General features: G+C 37.6%; 17 protein-coding genes. 10 read left to right on the top strand and 7 right to left on the bottom strand.

The genetic code is table 11. The features are described 5' to 3' along the window. Window positions 1-71 precede the first annotated feature (71 nt). Together A9P82_RS09685 and A9P82_RS09680 are read left to right on the top strand one after the other, a co-directional pair. On the top strand, window positions 72-989 hold the full coding sequence (locus A9P82_RS09685) for a helix-turn-helix domain-containing protein (protein ID WP_066207322.1): 918 nt from the start codon (window positions 72-74) through the stop codon (window positions 987-989). Between the two features lie 103 nt (window positions 990-1,092). Beyond that, window positions 1,093-1,698: a DNA-3-methyladenine glycosylase family protein gene (locus A9P82_RS09680; protein ID WP_066207320.1), complete on the top strand. Its 606-nt coding sequence runs from the start codon at window positions 1,093-1,095 to the stop codon at window positions 1,696-1,698. Window positions 1,699-1,779: 81 nt separating this feature from the next. On the opposite strand, the gene A9P82_RS09675 is transcribed toward A9P82_RS09680, so the two are convergent. Together A9P82_RS09675 and A9P82_RS09670 are read right to left on the bottom strand one after the other, a co-directional pair. Further along, window positions 1,780-2,385: a hypothetical protein gene (locus A9P82_RS09675; protein ID WP_066207317.1), complete on the bottom strand. Its 606-nt coding sequence runs from the start codon at window positions 2,383-2,385 to the stop codon at window positions 1,780-1,782. Between the two features lie 270 nt (window positions 2,386-2,655). Beyond that, a complete protein-coding gene (locus A9P82_RS09670) occupies window positions 2,656-3,051 on the bottom strand; it encodes a hypothetical protein (protein ID WP_066207315.1) in 396 nt (131 codons plus the stop codon). A gap of 149 nt (window positions 3,052-3,200) precedes the next feature. Between A9P82_RS09670 and A9P82_RS09665 the strand changes: the two genes are divergently transcribed. Next, window positions 3,201-3,629, top strand: coding sequence for a helix-turn-helix domain-containing protein (locus tag A9P82_RS09665; protein ID WP_066207312.1), 429 nt, complete (start codon window positions 3,201-3,203; stop codon window positions 3,627-3,629). Between the two features lie 63 nt (window positions 3,630-3,692). Here A9P82_RS09665 and A9P82_RS09660 read toward each other — a convergent pair whose 3' ends face one another. From A9P82_RS09660 to A9P82_RS09650, 3 genes are all read right to left on the bottom strand, one after another. Then, a complete protein-coding gene (locus tag A9P82_RS09660) occupies window positions 3,693-4,280 on the bottom strand; it encodes a hypothetical protein (RefSeq protein ID WP_066207309.1) in 588 nt (195 codons plus the stop codon). 81 nt (window positions 4,281-4,361) lie between these two features. Beyond that, window positions 4,362-5,681 carry an MFS transporter gene (locus A9P82_RS09655; protein ID WP_066207305.1) on the bottom strand — a complete coding sequence of 440 codons (1,320 nt, stop codon included), beginning with the start codon at window positions 5,679-5,681 and terminating at the stop codon, window positions 4,362-4,364. A gap of 8 nt (window positions 5,682-5,689) precedes the next feature. Then, window positions 5,690-6,319, bottom strand: coding sequence for a deoxynucleoside kinase (locus A9P82_RS09650; protein WP_066207302.1), 630 nt, complete (start codon window positions 6,317-6,319; stop codon window positions 5,690-5,692). Window positions 6,320-6,431: 112 nt separating this feature from the next. Here A9P82_RS09650 and A9P82_RS09645 point away from each other — a divergent pair, with 112 nt between their 5' ends. Continuing rightward, the gene (locus A9P82_RS09645) at window positions 6,432-6,908 is read left to right on the top strand and encodes a DUF983 domain-containing protein (protein WP_066207299.1); all 477 of its coding nucleotides are present in this window, start codon (window positions 6,432-6,434) and stop codon (window positions 6,906-6,908) included. A 69-nt stretch (window positions 6,909-6,977) separates the two neighbouring features. On the opposite strand, the gene A9P82_RS09640 is transcribed toward A9P82_RS09645, so the two are convergent. Beyond that, the gene (locus A9P82_RS09640) at window positions 6,978-7,574 is read right to left on the bottom strand and encodes a TetR/AcrR family transcriptional regulator (RefSeq protein WP_066207297.1); all 597 of its coding nucleotides are present in this window, start codon (window positions 7,572-7,574) and stop codon (window positions 6,978-6,980) included. 90 nt (window positions 7,575-7,664) lie between these two features. On the opposite strand from A9P82_RS09640, the gene A9P82_RS09635 reads away from it, so the two are divergent. Together A9P82_RS09635 and A9P82_RS09630 are read left to right on the top strand one after the other, a co-directional pair. Continuing rightward, window positions 7,665-7,991, top strand: a complete 327-nt coding sequence (locus A9P82_RS09635) for a hypothetical protein (protein ID WP_156522657.1) — start codon at window positions 7,665-7,667, stop codon at window positions 7,989-7,991. 19 nt (window positions 7,992-8,010) lie between these two features. Beyond that, on the top strand, window positions 8,011-8,421 hold the full coding sequence (locus A9P82_RS09630) for an acyl-CoA thioesterase (RefSeq protein ID WP_066207293.1): 411 nt from the start codon (window positions 8,011-8,013) through the stop codon (window positions 8,419-8,421). A gap of 8 nt (window positions 8,422-8,429) precedes the next feature. On the opposite strand, the gene A9P82_RS09625 is transcribed toward A9P82_RS09630, so the two are convergent. Continuing rightward, window positions 8,430-9,392: a polyprenyl synthetase family protein gene (locus A9P82_RS09625; protein ID WP_066207290.1), complete on the bottom strand. Its 963-nt coding sequence runs from the start codon at window positions 9,390-9,392 to the stop codon at window positions 8,430-8,432. A 296-nt stretch (window positions 9,393-9,688) separates the two neighbouring features. Here A9P82_RS09625 and A9P82_RS09620 point away from each other — a divergent pair, with 296 nt between their 5' ends. The 4 genes from A9P82_RS09620 to murI all read left to right on the top strand — a co-directional run bounded on the left by A9P82_RS09620 (window position 9,689) and on the right by murI (window position 15,673). After that, entirely contained in the window at window positions 9,689-11,365 is a 1,677-nt protein-coding gene (locus A9P82_RS09620; RefSeq protein WP_066207288.1) for an OmpA family protein, read from the top strand. Between the two features lie 150 nt (window positions 11,366-11,515). Then, entirely contained in the window at window positions 11,516-12,229 is a 714-nt protein-coding gene (locus A9P82_RS09615) for a peptidase associated/transthyretin-like domain-containing protein (protein ID WP_066207285.1), read from the top strand. 95 nt (window positions 12,230-12,324) lie between these two features. After that, the gene (locus tag A9P82_RS09610) at window positions 12,325-14,664 is read left to right on the top strand and encodes an efflux RND transporter permease subunit (RefSeq protein WP_066207282.1); all 2,340 of its coding nucleotides are present in this window, start codon (window positions 12,325-12,327) and stop codon (window positions 14,662-14,664) included. Window positions 14,665-14,839: 175 nt separating this feature from the next. Next, window positions 14,840-15,673, top strand: a complete 834-nt coding sequence (murI, locus tag A9P82_RS09605; RefSeq protein ID WP_066207279.1) for a glutamate racemase — start codon at window positions 14,840-14,842, stop codon at window positions 15,671-15,673. Window positions 15,674-15,730 lie beyond the last annotated feature (57 nt).

The following is a 15,730-nucleotide window of genomic DNA, read 5'->3' as shown; positions in this document are numbered from 1 at the left end:
GTAAAACCATATAGAAAAATTTGTGTAAAAGTCTATGTTCCTTATGGTTTATTTTAAAAATTAGTGCGATTATGGACATTGTGAAAATGACGGAAAATGAATTTTTGGAATCAGGAATGGAAGTTGTTTTTCAAAAACGATACGACGTTCCGGGTTCGATAAAATCGTCCATTACCTGTTTTGAATTGAACGAATCGTTTTCAAAACCGGACAGCGGCGTTATGATTTATAATGTTCAAAAAAACGAGGAAGATAAAAAGCTGGACTTACGGTTTTGCGTTACAGGAAACCGTTATTGCGACAAAGAAAATTGCAATGAATGCACTGGTAGTATGACCGGCGTTTGCGAAAGCTCAAGAGATATGCTTAGCTTGTTCAGTTTCAGCTTTACACCGAATTATTTGCAACAGTTTACGGGCAGTGACAAGTCTTCAGACAATAAAAAAGATAAGGTTCTTTCGTTTGAATATAAAACTTCTTTTACCAAATTGTTCCCGCTTCGTGCCAGGCACCGCAGCAGTCTTGCCAATTTACTGGAAGGCAACTATTCCGGTGCAATGGAAAATATTTTCTTCAATTCCAAAATCCACGAAGTGCTGTTGTACAGTATGGATTATCTGGCTGATGAAAATGATAAAGAGATTTTTACCTGCCGTTTTTTGGCTGATGACGCCGGTAAAGCAAAGATTTTTCACGCGAAAGATGTATTGTTGGAAAATATTGGAGAGCCAATGACGATTAAGGCTTTAAGCCGTCGTGTAGGTATTAATGAATGCTATTTAAAAAAGGGATTTAAAGAAGTTTTCGGTACAACTATTTTTGATTTTTACCAGCAGCAGCGCATGGACCATGCAAAATATCTGTTGTATCAAAAGGGCTTGAGCGTTACCGATGTCGCTAATATACTCGGTTATTCATCTATCTCGCATTTCTCTTCCGCCTTTAAAAAACAAACAGGTATCAAGCCTTGTGAATTATTGTTGAAGTAACTTCGTGTTTCACAGAGAATACACGAAGTATGAGATTCGGAGAATTTTATTCTGTGCCTTTGTCTCTCTGAGAACTCTGTGTGAAATCTTCAATTCAGAAATTATGTCTTACTTCCTTCATTTACAAAAAGATAAAAAGCTCGTCCCGTTTCTGAAAACTTCGTTTCCACCATTAAAATTCAGGAACAACATTCCGCTTCGCCTTATGGCAAGCATCATGAGCCAACAGTTGAGCAGCCGCGTTGCAGACGTGATTTATAAAAGATTTCTGCAGCTTTTCGACGGAAAGGAACCTACTGCCGAACAGGTGCTTGCTGTACCAAAAGAAACATTGCGCAGCATCGGTTTGAGCAATGCGAAAACTTCCTACATACATAATGTAGCCTTGTTTTGTATCGAAAAAAATATTGACGATAAAATGCTGAAGGCATTGCCTAATGAAGAAATTATCGAACTGCTTACGCAAATAAAAGGCGTTGGTCGCTGGACGGTCGAAATGTTGCTGATGTTTTCGCTTGGCAGGGAAGATGTATTTGCTGCCGATGATTTAGCGCTGCAACAAGCCATGATGCACGCATACAAATGGAAAGACTTGGACAAAAAAATATTGCGGCAGAAAATGCTGAAGCAATCCGAAAAATGGAAACCTTACCGTACGTATGCCTGCCTGCATCTCTGGCATTGGAAAGACAACGCGGCGGATTTGTAATTTCTGTTATTCAGATATTGACGAATGCGCCGCCGACAAAATGATTGTGTAACGTATTTCTTAAGGAACATTTTTGCTGTATTAATTTGGTTTTTCTTCGTTCTTCATTGCAATTAATAAACGCAATTCCAATGGTTGCACTTTTCCTTTCTTATGCCCATTGCTTTTTGGCTGTTCAACAGCGTTCCATTTTTCTTCTATGTAGTTATCCATACGAGGATTTTGTAAATAAAAACATTCTGCCTGATGTTTATATTCTGCAAGTCGGGGAATCGGCAGAGGAAGCAATAGTTGTTGTGCATTTTCTCGTTCATAAAGTGCAATGGCATTGCGATGTACCCAGGAAAAAAACAAGTTATTTTCCCGGATTTTGCTTGCCATAAAACCAACATTGTGGATAATCAGATTTACTGAACCAAACGGCTTCAATAAATCTTCGGTTTCTTTCTTACCTTTCTCATCCGGTTCTTTATTTGCAGGTACAATTACTAATAAAGTGCCGGAAAATTCCCAGCTTTCTGCTCTTTTTTCGGCGGCAAAACAATTTCGCCGGAGCGTTTGGCAAATACTGTTTTCAATAGAATAAATAATCAACGGATGCAATTGCTCTACAATTTTCTTTTTAATGCAATACAACGCATTTTGTTCTTTGTCGCTAAAATGAGCGATGGAATTTTTATTTTTCATTTTGAATATTTTTAGTCGTGATTAAATGATTATGAAATTATATGAAAGAAGGTTCTCATTTATCAATAAGCCTGTGTTTAAGACGACCGTCGATGTGAATAACTTCTCGTACATTTATTAAATGAGTGGCTTCCATAAGTTTCATTAAATGCAAATACACTTCCAATTGGGTTACCTCGAATTCTGCAATATATTTGGACAGTGCATAATCCATTATTTCCCGTAAGTCGCTTTCCCACTTTTCTATTTTTTGATACTTGAAGAATTTTTTTAGTACTGAATAAGGATTACAGAATTCTGCTTTCGATAAGAAACGCGGGAAATCGTCCCATGCCGAAAACTCATCAATGGAATGGCAATAAATATTTTTATTGAGCACAAATGCTTGTCATCAATTTTTAAGGAAATACTTTTATTATTCTTTAAAACATACGCTGCTTTTATAAGAGATTTTAAAGCATTCATATCGAGCAATAAAGTTGTAGGGTCTGGGTCTTTCGGTATCTTGGCGCGTTGAGTATATCGCATAATTTTAGTAATCTCTCTGCGAAAATTAGCAATATCACATAGTACGAAGAACTCTGCAACTACTTGATACGGGTCAGTAATAATCTGCCATTGCCAGCATTGTGTATCAAAAATGTCTTTTGTTTTTTTCTTTTTCATGATATTCGGTTTTGTGTTAAACAATATTTTTTATGAACACAAAATAAAGTTGTGAGCAAGCCGTATTCAACATTTTTAATATGTATGTTACAAATTATTACAGGTATTTTACATAGCTTTATCAGACAATTTAATATTACATTTGCTTTATGGCTAATACGGATAAAAGCAACAAAATACACGAGGGTCGCAACATAAAGCGCTTCCGCGAAATGCTGGGTATAAAGCAGGATGCTTTGGCTTATGAATTGGGCGACGATTGGAACCAACAAAAGGTTTCTTTACTTGAGCAAAAAGAAACAATCGAATCTTCCGTTCTCGAACAAGTTGCAGAAATTTTGAAAATTCCGGCAGAGGCCATTAAAAATTTTGATGAAGAACAAGTAGTGAATATTATTTCCAATACTTTTAATATCGAAAAAGACGCTTATATTGGAAATTCAAAGCCAACATTCAATATCAATCCCATTGAAGAAATAAAAAAGTTGCACGAAGAAAAGATTGCTTTATATGAACGTATGCTGAAAGAAAAGACCGAGATGATTGAAAAACTGGAAAAGCTGTTTGATAAAAAATGAATTAAGTTGTTAGGGTAAAAGGTTGTTTTTCGGAAACCTTTAGTTCTTACAAAATTCCGTAGACTATTTTTTCAATTCGTTAATATGTTTCATTAACCGCTCAAAATATGCGAGTATATTTTCATCTTTCTGAACAGGGAAAGTTTCAAGTGCGAGCATAAAATTATCCATCAATGTATCATAAATTTTAAATTGCATTTTCAGTGTTTCCTCATCGTTTGTTTCCCAATAATTACTTTCGTCAGACATCTTGAAATTATTGAAGTATTTATTGTTTAAGTATTTGAAGAAATGAATAATAAATTGGTGAAACACAACGCCTGCATATTGCGTTTTTACCGAAGTTGTATAAATCCACAAGCGTTCTTCTTCACCTTTGGAATGAGCGAAAAAATTCACTCTTGATGGGCAAACCATTTTGCCGTTAGACAAAAATGAAAAAGAAATTGTTTCACAATTTGGCGGCGTAAAACTAATGCCATAAATATCATCAAAAGAGGTTTGGGTGTTGAATTGATTATCGGGAAAAACAGTATTATAAATGTGATATTTCCAATTGTAAATTTTCGCTACGTCTTTAACTTCTCCAATTAAAGCGGGCAATAATTCCGCTTTCTTAAGATGTCCGCCATAATAAATACTTAAACCCATAAAATATATTTTTATTTTCCTTGTTTTATTTATTAATCATTCATCAGTATTGGTTAAAAGATTCAACAATGGCAAAAAGAATTACTGATACTCCTTATAATCAAACTTTCTCAGTTTCTTCGCGCTCGCAGCAATCAATCCCACGACACTTAGCGTCAAACAGCCGCCAACGATAATGGCGCGAATTGTTCCCAGCCAATGTGCCATTACACCGCTTTCAAAATCGCCTAACTCGTTGGACGAACTGATGAACATGGTGTTTACGGCTGCCACTCGACCACGCATTTCTTCCGGCGTTACAAGCTGTAAAATAGTACTGCGAACGACTACGCTTACGGCGTCGAACATTCCTGTAAATATTAGTGCAATGGTTGCAAGAATTATTTCGTGCGACAGTCCGAATGCAATGGTTGCTGCGCCAAATCCTGCGCAACACCACAGTAGTTTTTTTCCGGGCTGCGTGTTCAAAGGCAGATAAACCAGAAGCATCAGCGTAATGATAGAACCAACGCCGGGGGCTGCACGTAGAATGCCGTATTCCACTTCTGTCATATGGTGAATATCCACGAACGCAGGCAGCAGTGCAATAGCTCCGCCAAACAATACGGTAAACATGTCCAGCGCCTGAGCGCCCAGCAACGCTTTGGTTTTCCAGATAAATTTTACGCCCAGCGAAAGGCTTTGACCCATAGATTCTTTTCTTTCTTTTTTTACGAAAGGCTTCGCCTTGACAAGCATTACCAAAACAATCAAAACCAATTCCGTAAAAAATATAAAAAACATAGAACCTGTAACAGAGGGAATGGCGCGCACCTGCCCGGCAACCATCGTGTCTTTGCTGCTTGTAGCCAGGCTCATAACGGCATCAATCACGCCGAAAGACAGAGGTCCAAGCATGGTTCCTACTTTGAAAAACAAACTGCTCCAGTTGGTGGCATTGGTGTATTGCTCACGCGGAATGACAAGGCTCAGCAGCGCAAATGAAGAAGGCGCAAGAAATGCACGCAGAATACCACCGAAAAAAATCAGTGAAAAAATGAAAATGAGTGTTTTATTTAAACCTAAAAAATCGAGCGAAGCTTTGGTTGATAAAACCGACAGTCCCAAACCGAGGAACGCATAACCTACAGTGCACAGTAATAACATTTTTTTCTTCTCGCGCATATCGATAATGTAGCCGGAAATCATGGAAAACAGAATTGCGGGAACCACTTCCGCCAAGCCAATCATACCCATTTTTAAATTGCTTCCCGTGATTTGGTACACCCAATAATAAATGGCTGTCGATTGAAGATTTAAAACGAAAAATATTCCGAAACGGAAAAACAATAAATATAGAAACTCTTTATTCCTTAGAACAGGATTCTTGTCTAAAAAAGATGGGGACGGAGGTTTACTCATATAAAAAATTAAGGTAATGAAATTCTGTGAATACCTGTATCGTACTTGCGTTCCAGCGCATCCAGTATAGTTTGTAAATGCCTTTCATCTTCTAAAAAATCGGCATTCGACGCGTCTATAAACAGCGTAGGCAAATTTTGTTGCTGAATGTAGCTCAAATATGTTTCCTGAATATGCAACAAATATTCATCGGGAATTTGCTGCTCGTAACTGCGCTGTCTTTTACGAATGTTCTGCTGCAATTTATCTACCGGTGCATGCAGGTAAATCAACACTTCGGGCAACACTAACTGCTGCAAAATTATATCGAATAAACGTTGGTACAACTTAAATTCCTCGTCCGGCAAATTTACTCTTGCAAACAATAAACATTTGGTAAATAAATAATCGGAAATGGTTGTTTGCTGGAACAATTCCGGCTGCAAAATTTCTTTCAACTGTTTAAATCTTTCTGCCATAAAAAACAGTTCCAGCGGAAATGCAAACTGCGCAGGATTTTCATAAAATTTTGGCAGAAAAGGATTATCCGAAAATGCTTCCAGCACAAGGCGAGCATTTAGTTTTTTCGCCAAAAGAGTTGCCAGCGTGGTTTTTCCTGCACCTATATTGCCTTCGATTGTGATGAATTTGTATTGCATTTTTGGAAAGGCAAAAATATAAAGGAAAAATTAAAAAGTGAAAATCGTTGTGTGCCTTTGGTTACATACTCTTATAAAAAAAACAGCTACTTTTGCAGCAAAATTTCACATCATGCAAGATTCCTCCAAGGAAACAGACCTTTCCAAAACGCCGTCTTATCTTTCTGCGACCTTGCGTTGCAAATGTCCGAGATGCAGGCGCGGCGACCTTTTTGTAAATAAAAATCCATACAATCTTGGGAAAAAATTTATGAAAATGAATGAGAAATGTCCCGTATGCGGGCAGCCTACAGAAATAGAGGTTGGCTTTTATTACGGAACAAGTTATGTGAGTTATGCATTGGGAGTGGCATTTTCTGTGGCGCTGTTTGTAGCTTGGAAGGTCTTATTCGGATTGTCTTTTTTGGATAATTCCATTTTCTGGTGGTTGGGAACAGATATTGTATTGCTTATTCTGTTGCAACCGATATTTATGTGTCTGTCGCGTAGCTTGTGGATTAGCTGGTATGTAAAATATAACCCTAACTGGCGCACCGAAAAACCGAAATATTACGAAAGGTTGAACGACGATTTAAAAAATGCATGGTAAAAATTTGTACGGAAATAATAAAAAATCCCGATGAAAACTCATCGGGATTTATATTTTTGGTTAAGAAATTTATTTTTTCTTCATTCCGTCAATCAATATAGAAATCATGTTTTCTTCCAGTTCGTGCGGCGGCACTTTTACTTTTGACCTGTGCCAGGATTCGATACCGTTTACAGCGTGCAATATCAGCCATATTGTTGAAGGAACATTGATGGTCGGTTTTATTTCTCCGACTTCAATTCCTTTGGTAATAATATGGTTTACGCGCTTACGGTAGTTGTGTTTGATATTCTGATAATTGGTAAGATACGCTTCATCCAAATGTACCCATTCGCGCTCGGCAACAATTGCATAATCAGAATTTTCAATCATCTGTTTTATCAAAAAGCGAAGAATTTCTTCTACTTTTTTCAGGCTGCTTTCTTTAGAATTTTCAACAGCTTCCAACTGCTCGTTGTACAGTGCAGCGGTGCTGAAACAAATGTCGTACAGCAACTCGGATTTAGAACGGATGTGATTGTATAAACTTGCTGCTTCTATGCCTATCTTTTCAGCAAGGTCGCGCATACTGGACGCTTTGTATCCGCGCTGCCGGAAAAGGCTTGCTGCGGTGTTTAGGATTACGTCTTTCTTGGTAACGTCTTTATCGGTTTTTATTCTCGCCATGGCAACAAAATTAAAATTACTTTTTTGAAAAAGGGTACAAAGGTTTGCACAAATTTATTCGTAAATTTATTTGTAAACAAAATACATTTTATGTTTATGAACAAAAATGAGGAAAGAATTATCATTTTGTTACAATCTTTTGAGTTAAAACCACATCTTTCCGAAGAAAAAATTTTGCAGGAAATAACAAATGCTATCGAAAATCTTATCGGCAGCGATTTTGCAAAGCTGACCGAAATTTTATACCGTGTTGATGTGGATGAAAAACAACTGAAAGAAAATCTACGTCAAGCCGCGCCGGAACAGGTTGCGCAAATTATAGCGCGTATGCTTTTGGAAAGACATAAACAAAAATTAGCTTTGCGCAGGCAATTTCAAACATCGAAAAACCATATTCCGGAAGATGAAAAATGGTAGCCGGATAATTTTTTAGCCAATGTATAAATCTACAACACAAATACGTGTACGCTATGCGGAAACCGACCAGATGAACGTGGTTTATTATGGAAACTATGCGCAATATTTTGAAGTGGGAAGGGTGGAAGCCATTCGCCAGCTTGGTTACAGTTATAAAGAAATGGAAGACGACGGAATTATTTTACCTGTAGTGGAACTGCATACACGTTATTTGCGTTCTGCCGCTTACGACGATTTACTCACAATCATTACGACTATTAAAGATTTGCCTGTGGCTCATGAGATAGTTTTTCATTCGGAAATTTTTAATGAGAACAATAAACTGCTTACAACAGGAGAAGTTCATTTGTTTTTCCTGAATAAGGAAACAAAGAAACGCACTATAATGCCGGAAAAAATGCTGAATAAACTAAAACCCTATTTTGAGTAACGAAATGTTTAGTATTTTCTGTCTGTTGTAAATCTTACCAACTCTTCCAGCGCATCGCGGGTTTCCGATTGGGGATAATGGAACAGAAGGTTCAATGCTTCGTCGCGGAAGGTGTACATCGTTTTGCTTGCATAATCGATGCCGCCCGTATTTTTTACAGCATCAATTACAAAGTTGACTTTGGCTTTTTGGGTATTTTGGTTTTTGACAATGTAAATGATTTTTTTTCTTAGTGTTTCGTCGCAATTGCTCAATGTATATATTAAAGGTAAGGTCAGTTTTTTTTCTTTAATATCGTTGCCGGTGGGCTTTCCTATTTTGGCAGAGCCGTAGTCAAACAAGTCGTCTTTGATTTGAAAAGCCATTCCCACTTTTTCGCCGAACGATTTCAGCCGCATCACATCGTCTTTATTTTCAAAAGTTGAGCTTGCTCCTGCGCCGCAGGCAGATGAAAGCAGTGATGCCGTTTTACCTTTTATAATATCGTAATAAACGTCTTCTTTTAAATTCAGGTTGCGCGATTTTTCTATTTGCAGCAGTTCGCCCTCGCTCATTTGTTTTACTGCCGTTGACAAAATCTGAAGAACATCAAAATCATTATTGTCGATGGACAATAATAATCCTTTGGACAAAAGATAATCGCCTACCAAAACGGCTACTTTGTTTTTCCACAAAGCATTTAACGAAAAAAAACCGCGTCGCTCAAAAGATTCGTCCACCACGTCATCGTGTACGAGTGTTGCAGTATGCAGCAATTCCACCAAAGAAGCTGCACGGTATGTTTTATCGTTTATGGCTCCGCCAAGTTTCGCGCACAGCAATACAAACATCGGGCGCAATTGCTTGCCTTTACGTTTTACGATGTACTGCATTATCCTGTCGAGCAGGGGTACTTTGCTTTTGACAGCGGCTTTAAAGTGTTCTTCAAACTGCGTTAATTCTGCCGATATTAGTTGAGTGGCTTTTTTCACAAAACAGAATAATATAAATAATTATAAAGCGCAAGATATAATAATAAAAATAAAAAGGAAATTTATGTTGTCGCAAGTCTTATAAGCAACTAACTCGGAGGAACTTGGCACGATATATGCAAAACTGGAATTAACAGGTTTTTAAAGTTAATCTTAATGGGCACAGTTTTTATTTATTTTAAGTATAATCTAATTAATTAAATGTAATAAAAATTTGCAATTTTAAAAACAATAACTATTTTTGCTTCCGAATATTCATTGGAAGCATTAAATTAAAAAAATTTAAATCACTACTTATGGCAAGCAAAAAGTACACGATGATGTTAGGTCTTTTAGGCCTCATTTCGACAGCAGCTTTTGCTCAAGACACAACGAGCACAGCTAAGCCCGCCGGTATTTCTGCCGGTACATCTGCTGATGATTCATGGATTTATGACGGAACAAACTATGTAAACAGTCATAAAGCCGCTCAGCAAAACGCATTTTTGAACCACACCGCAGCGTATCCTGCAAGACCTAAGGATATGTGGGAATTTGGTATCAGTTTAGGTCCGTCTTTCTTATTTACGCCAATTGACCCTAAATTGGGTTATGGAGCAGGTGTTTCTTTAAGAAAGTCTCTGGGTCATGTTTTCTCTATTCGTGGGCAGTATAACTATTCTATCAACTACGGTCAGGATTATCGTTTGAGTTCTGTATCTGAGTTAGGAAATGCGGCTAGTGTTTTGACAAGTAAAGGTCAATCTCAGTATTTGAGAAACTTTAAAACCACTTTTCATCAAGGGTCTTTGGATTTGATTGCCAGCCTGAATAGTGCAAGTGCGTACAGAGGAAATCCGCATGTTAATTTCTATGTATTGGCAGGTTATAGCTTCTTTGTAGGTAAAACCGCTGCAAACTTGTTGAATGGTAATAGCGCTTATAATTTCAGCAATGTTGATTGGAATGCAAGCAGAGGAGATATTAAAGATGCTGTTAATGCAGCTGGCTTTAAAGATGAAAGCAATAGCTTGTTAAAGCCGAGCAACGACCGTTATGAAACTGTGTTAACGGGTAACAGAAGCGGTAGCCGTGATTTTGCAGTTGGTGGCGGATGGGATACTAAACACGCCGCTGATGCAGGTATCGGTGTAGCATTTAAAGTAAGTCCACATTTCAATATCGGTATTGAACAAAAGTTCAGCTATATCTTTGATAATGGTACATACAGCGGTATTATCTTAGCTCCGGAACAAAGAAATTCTATTTTGAGTTCTACTCAGGTGCGTTTCAACTTTAACTTGGGCAACAGCAGCAAACGTGTTGAACCATTGTGGTGGGTTAATCCAAACAACTACATCTACAACAAAGTTCAGGAAGCTCCTTATTTACCGGATGCTGACGGAGATGGTGTAATTGACCAATTCGACCAAGAACCTAACACTCCTGCAGGATGTGCAGTAGATACTCACGGTCGTTCTTTGGATACAGATGGCGATGGTGTTCCTGATTGTCGCGATAAACAACCTTTGACTCCTCAGTCTTGGTTCCCTGTAGATGCTGACGGTGTAGGTACAGAACCTGAACCAGCTTGTTGTAAAGAATTGCGCGACAAATTGGCTAATATGACGGTCGCTCCAAGCTGCGCCGTTACAAGCTTACCAAGCGTGCATTTCAGCAAATCAAGCGTTTCTTTGAGCGATGAAGCTAAATCTACTTTGGATGCAGCAGTTGCACAGTTAAACTCTAACCCTAACTGTAAAGTTAAATTGGTTGGTTACGGTGCTTCTAACAAACGCGCTCAACAGCTTAGCTGGGATAGAGTAAAAGCAGTTGAAAACTATTTGGAACAAAAGGGCGGTATTGCTGAAGGTCGTATCATCTTCACTTATGGTTACGATGGCGATGCTAACACAGTAGATTTACAAGCAACTACTGAAGAAGGTCCAAGTACAGTACCTGCTCCTCATCCAAATTTGCAAAAAGTTGACTAATACTCAATTTTTGAAATAAATTAAATTTTAAGGAACCACGCAAAACCGCGTGGTTCTTTTTTTGTAAAACCTGAAGAATGAATTTTCTTTGTATAAAAAATAAGGTGCTTAATCGAATAATTTCATTCCCGGCACGAAATAAATATAACCATGCGTAAAATCGTATTTATAATTGTTTTATCCTTTATTTCTATACACACTTTTGCGCAATCTGATTATGTGTATGGTAAATTGATTGACAGCATTACTTTATTGCCGGTACAGGATGTTCAGGTACTGAATGTGAATACAGGAGAAACAGATATAACCAATAGCAAAGGACTGTTTTTGCTGAAAGGTCATTTGAATGACACGCTTTCTTTTGTACGGATTGGATATCAGACACAACGCTTTGTACTTGCTGGAAATAAGGCAGCACAAGACACAATTCAGATAATATTGATTCCGAAAACAGAAGAACTCAAAAGCGTAACAGTATCGGCGTATTCCTATGCAGATTATCAGGCTGACAGTACAGAGAGACGACGAAGTTTTGAGCAGAGTGTGGGTTATGCACATCATTATTTTGAAGGATCCAATTCCGGTGCTGGTATTGGTTTTAGCCTGGACAGATTGTTCAGCAAGAAAGAAAAAAAGAAGGAAAATGCTTACAGGATTTATACGCAGTACGAAGAGCAACGGTATGTCGATTTTCGCTTTAATCCTATTATTGTGCACAGTTATACAGGCTTGCGCGGCGATAGTTTACAACAATTTATCAATCGCTATCAGCCAAGCTATAAGTGGCTTCGCTCGCACAAAACGAGCGACGATATTTTTTATTATATCAACGATAAAATGAAAGAGCTCGAAAACAAAAATTAAATTATTCTTTACCTGTTAAGCAGGAAATATCAGCTACCTTAGCGCGTTTTCATTAATCAACCGACGATGTGCTTATCGTCTTTGTTATCTAAATTATGTGGTATAGCTTAGGAAAATTCATTCTCAAAAATCGAACGATACTTTTAATTGTTTTAATTGCTTCAACTGTTTTTATGGCTTATAAAGCGAGTGAAGTGAAAATGAGCTATGATTTTGCAAAATCCATCCCTACCGACAACCCTAAATATATCGATTATCAAAACTTCCTACAACAATTCGGGCAAGACGGAAACACAATGGTAGTGGGAATTTCAACAGATAAGCTCTTTACGGTTGATGTGTTTAACCGCTTGAATGAACTGCAAAAAAATCTGCGTACGTGTAAAGGTGTTACTGGTGTTCTAAGTGTCTCGAATACAGTCAATTTGATTAAAAATGATAGCCTGCAAAAATTTGATGCTGTCAATATTTTTCATGCGCCGTATCAAAATCAAAATGTTTTAGACAGCGACAAAAGTGCTTTTCTCAATCTTCCTTTTTATAGAAACTTATTATACAATCCCGTTACAAATGCTTATTTAATTGCTGTAACGTTGGATGCAAATGTCATAAATTCCAAAGCGCGTGTAAGTATCATTCAGGGAATTGAAAAACCGATTAATGAATTTGAAAAGCAATCGGGTATCAAAACTTATGTGAGCGGTTTGCCTTACATAAGAACTGTTGTGAGCAGTAAAATTGCGCATGAACTGAATTGGTTTCTCGCAGGTTCGTTCTTGCTTTCAGCGATTACCTTATTGTTGTTTTTCCGTTCGTTTTCTGCGATGTTAATGAGCCTTTTGGTAGTTGCAATGGGCGTTGTATGGAGTGTAGGCACAATGGTTTTGTTCGGTTACAAAATTACTTTGCTTACGGCTTTGATTCCACCGTTGATTGTTGTGATTGGAATTCCGAATTGTATTTATTTTTTAAACAAATACCATTCGGTTTATAAAGAATCGAATAATAAGGAAGCATCGCTTGTGAACATGATTGGGCGAATGGGCGTGGTTACTTTGTTTTGTAACATTGCGGCAGCAATCGGCTTCGCGGTATTTGCATTTACGAGCAGCGATTTGCTTAAAGAATTTGGCGTGGTTTCGGGCATCAATATTATGATGTTGTTTGTGATTTCATTAATTTTTATTCCTTCGGTTTTAAGTTTCTTGCCTGCGCCAAAGCCAATACAGATGCGGTATTTGGACAATAAGACATTGACAAATGTTTTATTGAAAATCGAAAAATGGACATTCCATTATACAAAATTTGTCTATGGAATAACTGTTCTTTTAATTATATTTTCCGTTATCGGAATTGTGAAAATGCGCAGTGAATCACACGTGGTGGACGACTTGCCACAGTCCGATAAAATTTATGAAGATTTGAAATGGTTTGAAAATAATTTTAACGGCGTGATGCCTTTGGATATTGTTGTGGACACGAAGAAGAAAGACGGTTTGTTCCGCAACCTGAAAACTATTGAAAAGATTGATAAGTTCTCGGCATACATGGCTTCGCAGCCCAATATTGCAAAGCCTCTATCTTTTGTGGAAGCCTTGAAATTTGTACGGCAAAGTTTCTACGAGGGCGACAGCACTTATTACGGCATACCTACGGATTTTGATTTGCCTTTCATGGCTAATTATATTAAATCATTGAACAGTCAATCGAAGAATGTAGCACAGTCGAAAAGCGTGTTGAGCAGTATGCTGAAAAGCTTTATCGATACCAGCAAACAAAAGGCGCGCATCAGCATCAATATGAAAGATGTAGGTACATTAAAATTGCCCGAAATGCTGAAAAATTATCAACAGAAAGCCAATGAAATTTTTGACACGGCGCATTATAAAGTTACATTTACCGGCACGACTATCACGTTTTTGGAAGGTTCAACTTTCATCATCAATGGATTGAAAGAAAGTATATTTTGGGCGTTTGTACTGATTGCGGTTGCAATGTTATACCTATTCCGTTCAGCGAGAATTTTATTGTGTTCATTAATTCCGAATGTTATTCCGCTCGTTGTAACGGCAGGTGTTATGGGTTGGGTGGGCATTTCCATAAAGCCCTCGACAGTATTGGTTTTCAGCGTTGCGCTCGGTATTGCGATTGATGTAACAATACGCTTTTTAGTCAATTATAAACAGGAGCTTCCTAAGTATAATGATAGCGTTCTTGAAACGTTAAAACAAACTATCCGCCACACAGGGATCAGTATTATTTATACGTCGCTCGTATTGGTTGCCGGCTTTGTGATTTTTTGTTTCAGTGAGTTTGGCGGGACAAAAGGTCTTGGATGGCTTACTTCGCTTACGCTTGCAATTGCAACATTAACCAACCTTGTATTGTTACCTGTGTTAATAAAATCATTGTCGAAGAAAAAGTCTGAACCGTGATTTGTGGGATTTTAAGGATTATAGGAAAAATAAACGAACGCGGATTTCTTATGGTTTTTAAGATTATTTAAGATGAAATATTCAATCATAATAATATCGTCATCATCATAAAAAAATCAGTGTTCAATTATTAAAAATAATTTGTGTAATTTGATAAATTCGTGTAATAAAAATTATGCAAGCAAAGCAACCAATTGGCGTTTTTGATTCGGGGTACGGCGGATTGACGATATTGAAAGATATTAAAAAACTACTGCCGCAATACGATTATATTTATCTCGGCGACAATGCGCGCGCGCCTTACGGAACACGCAGCTTTGAAACCGTTTATGAATACACTTTGCAAGCCGTGAAATGGTTTTTCGAGCAAGGTTGTCCGCTTGTTGTGCTTGCGTGCAACACCGCATCGGCAAAGGCTTTGCGCACCATTCAGCAAAATGATTTACCGAAAATTGATAATAAAAAACGTGTTTTAGGAATTGTAAGACCGACAAGCGAAGTGATTGGAAATTTTTCTACAAATAAAAAAATAGGCGTACTTGCAACAAGCGGAACTGTAAAATCGGAATCGTATAAAATTGAAATCAACAAATTTTTCCCCGATGTGGAAGTTGTCCAAAAGGCTTGCCCCATTTGGGTTCCATTGGTTGAGTATGGCGAATATGCGACCGAAGGCGCAGATTTTTTTGTGAAAAAATATTTGGATGAATTGCTGCAAACCGAGCCGGACATTGATACGATTTTATTGGCTTGCACGCATTATCCTTTATTATTAAAATGGATTGAGAAAAATATATCAAGCGGTATAAAAGTAATTTCGCAAGGCGGTATTGTTGCAGAAAGCCTGAAAGATTATTTGTATCGTCATCCTGAAATGGAAAGTAAAATTTCCAAAAACGGAACACTTGATTTTTATACAACGGACGAAGAAGAAGGCTTTACAAAGCAGGCGAATATTTTTTACGGCAAACCTTTTAAAGCGAAGCAAGTGCATTTGTCTGAACCATGATTGAAAAGATTTTAAGGATTATCGGGTGAACAAAAAACCGATAACAGATAACGAATA

Origin of the sequence: Arachidicoccus sp. BS20 (assembly GCF_001659705.1) — a bacterium.
Classification (GTDB): Bacteria; Bacteroidota; Bacteroidia; order Chitinophagales; family Chitinophagaceae; genus Arachidicoccus.
Note: the sequence above shows the minus strand (reverse complement) of the source record. Positions and strands in the feature narration are given on the sequence as shown.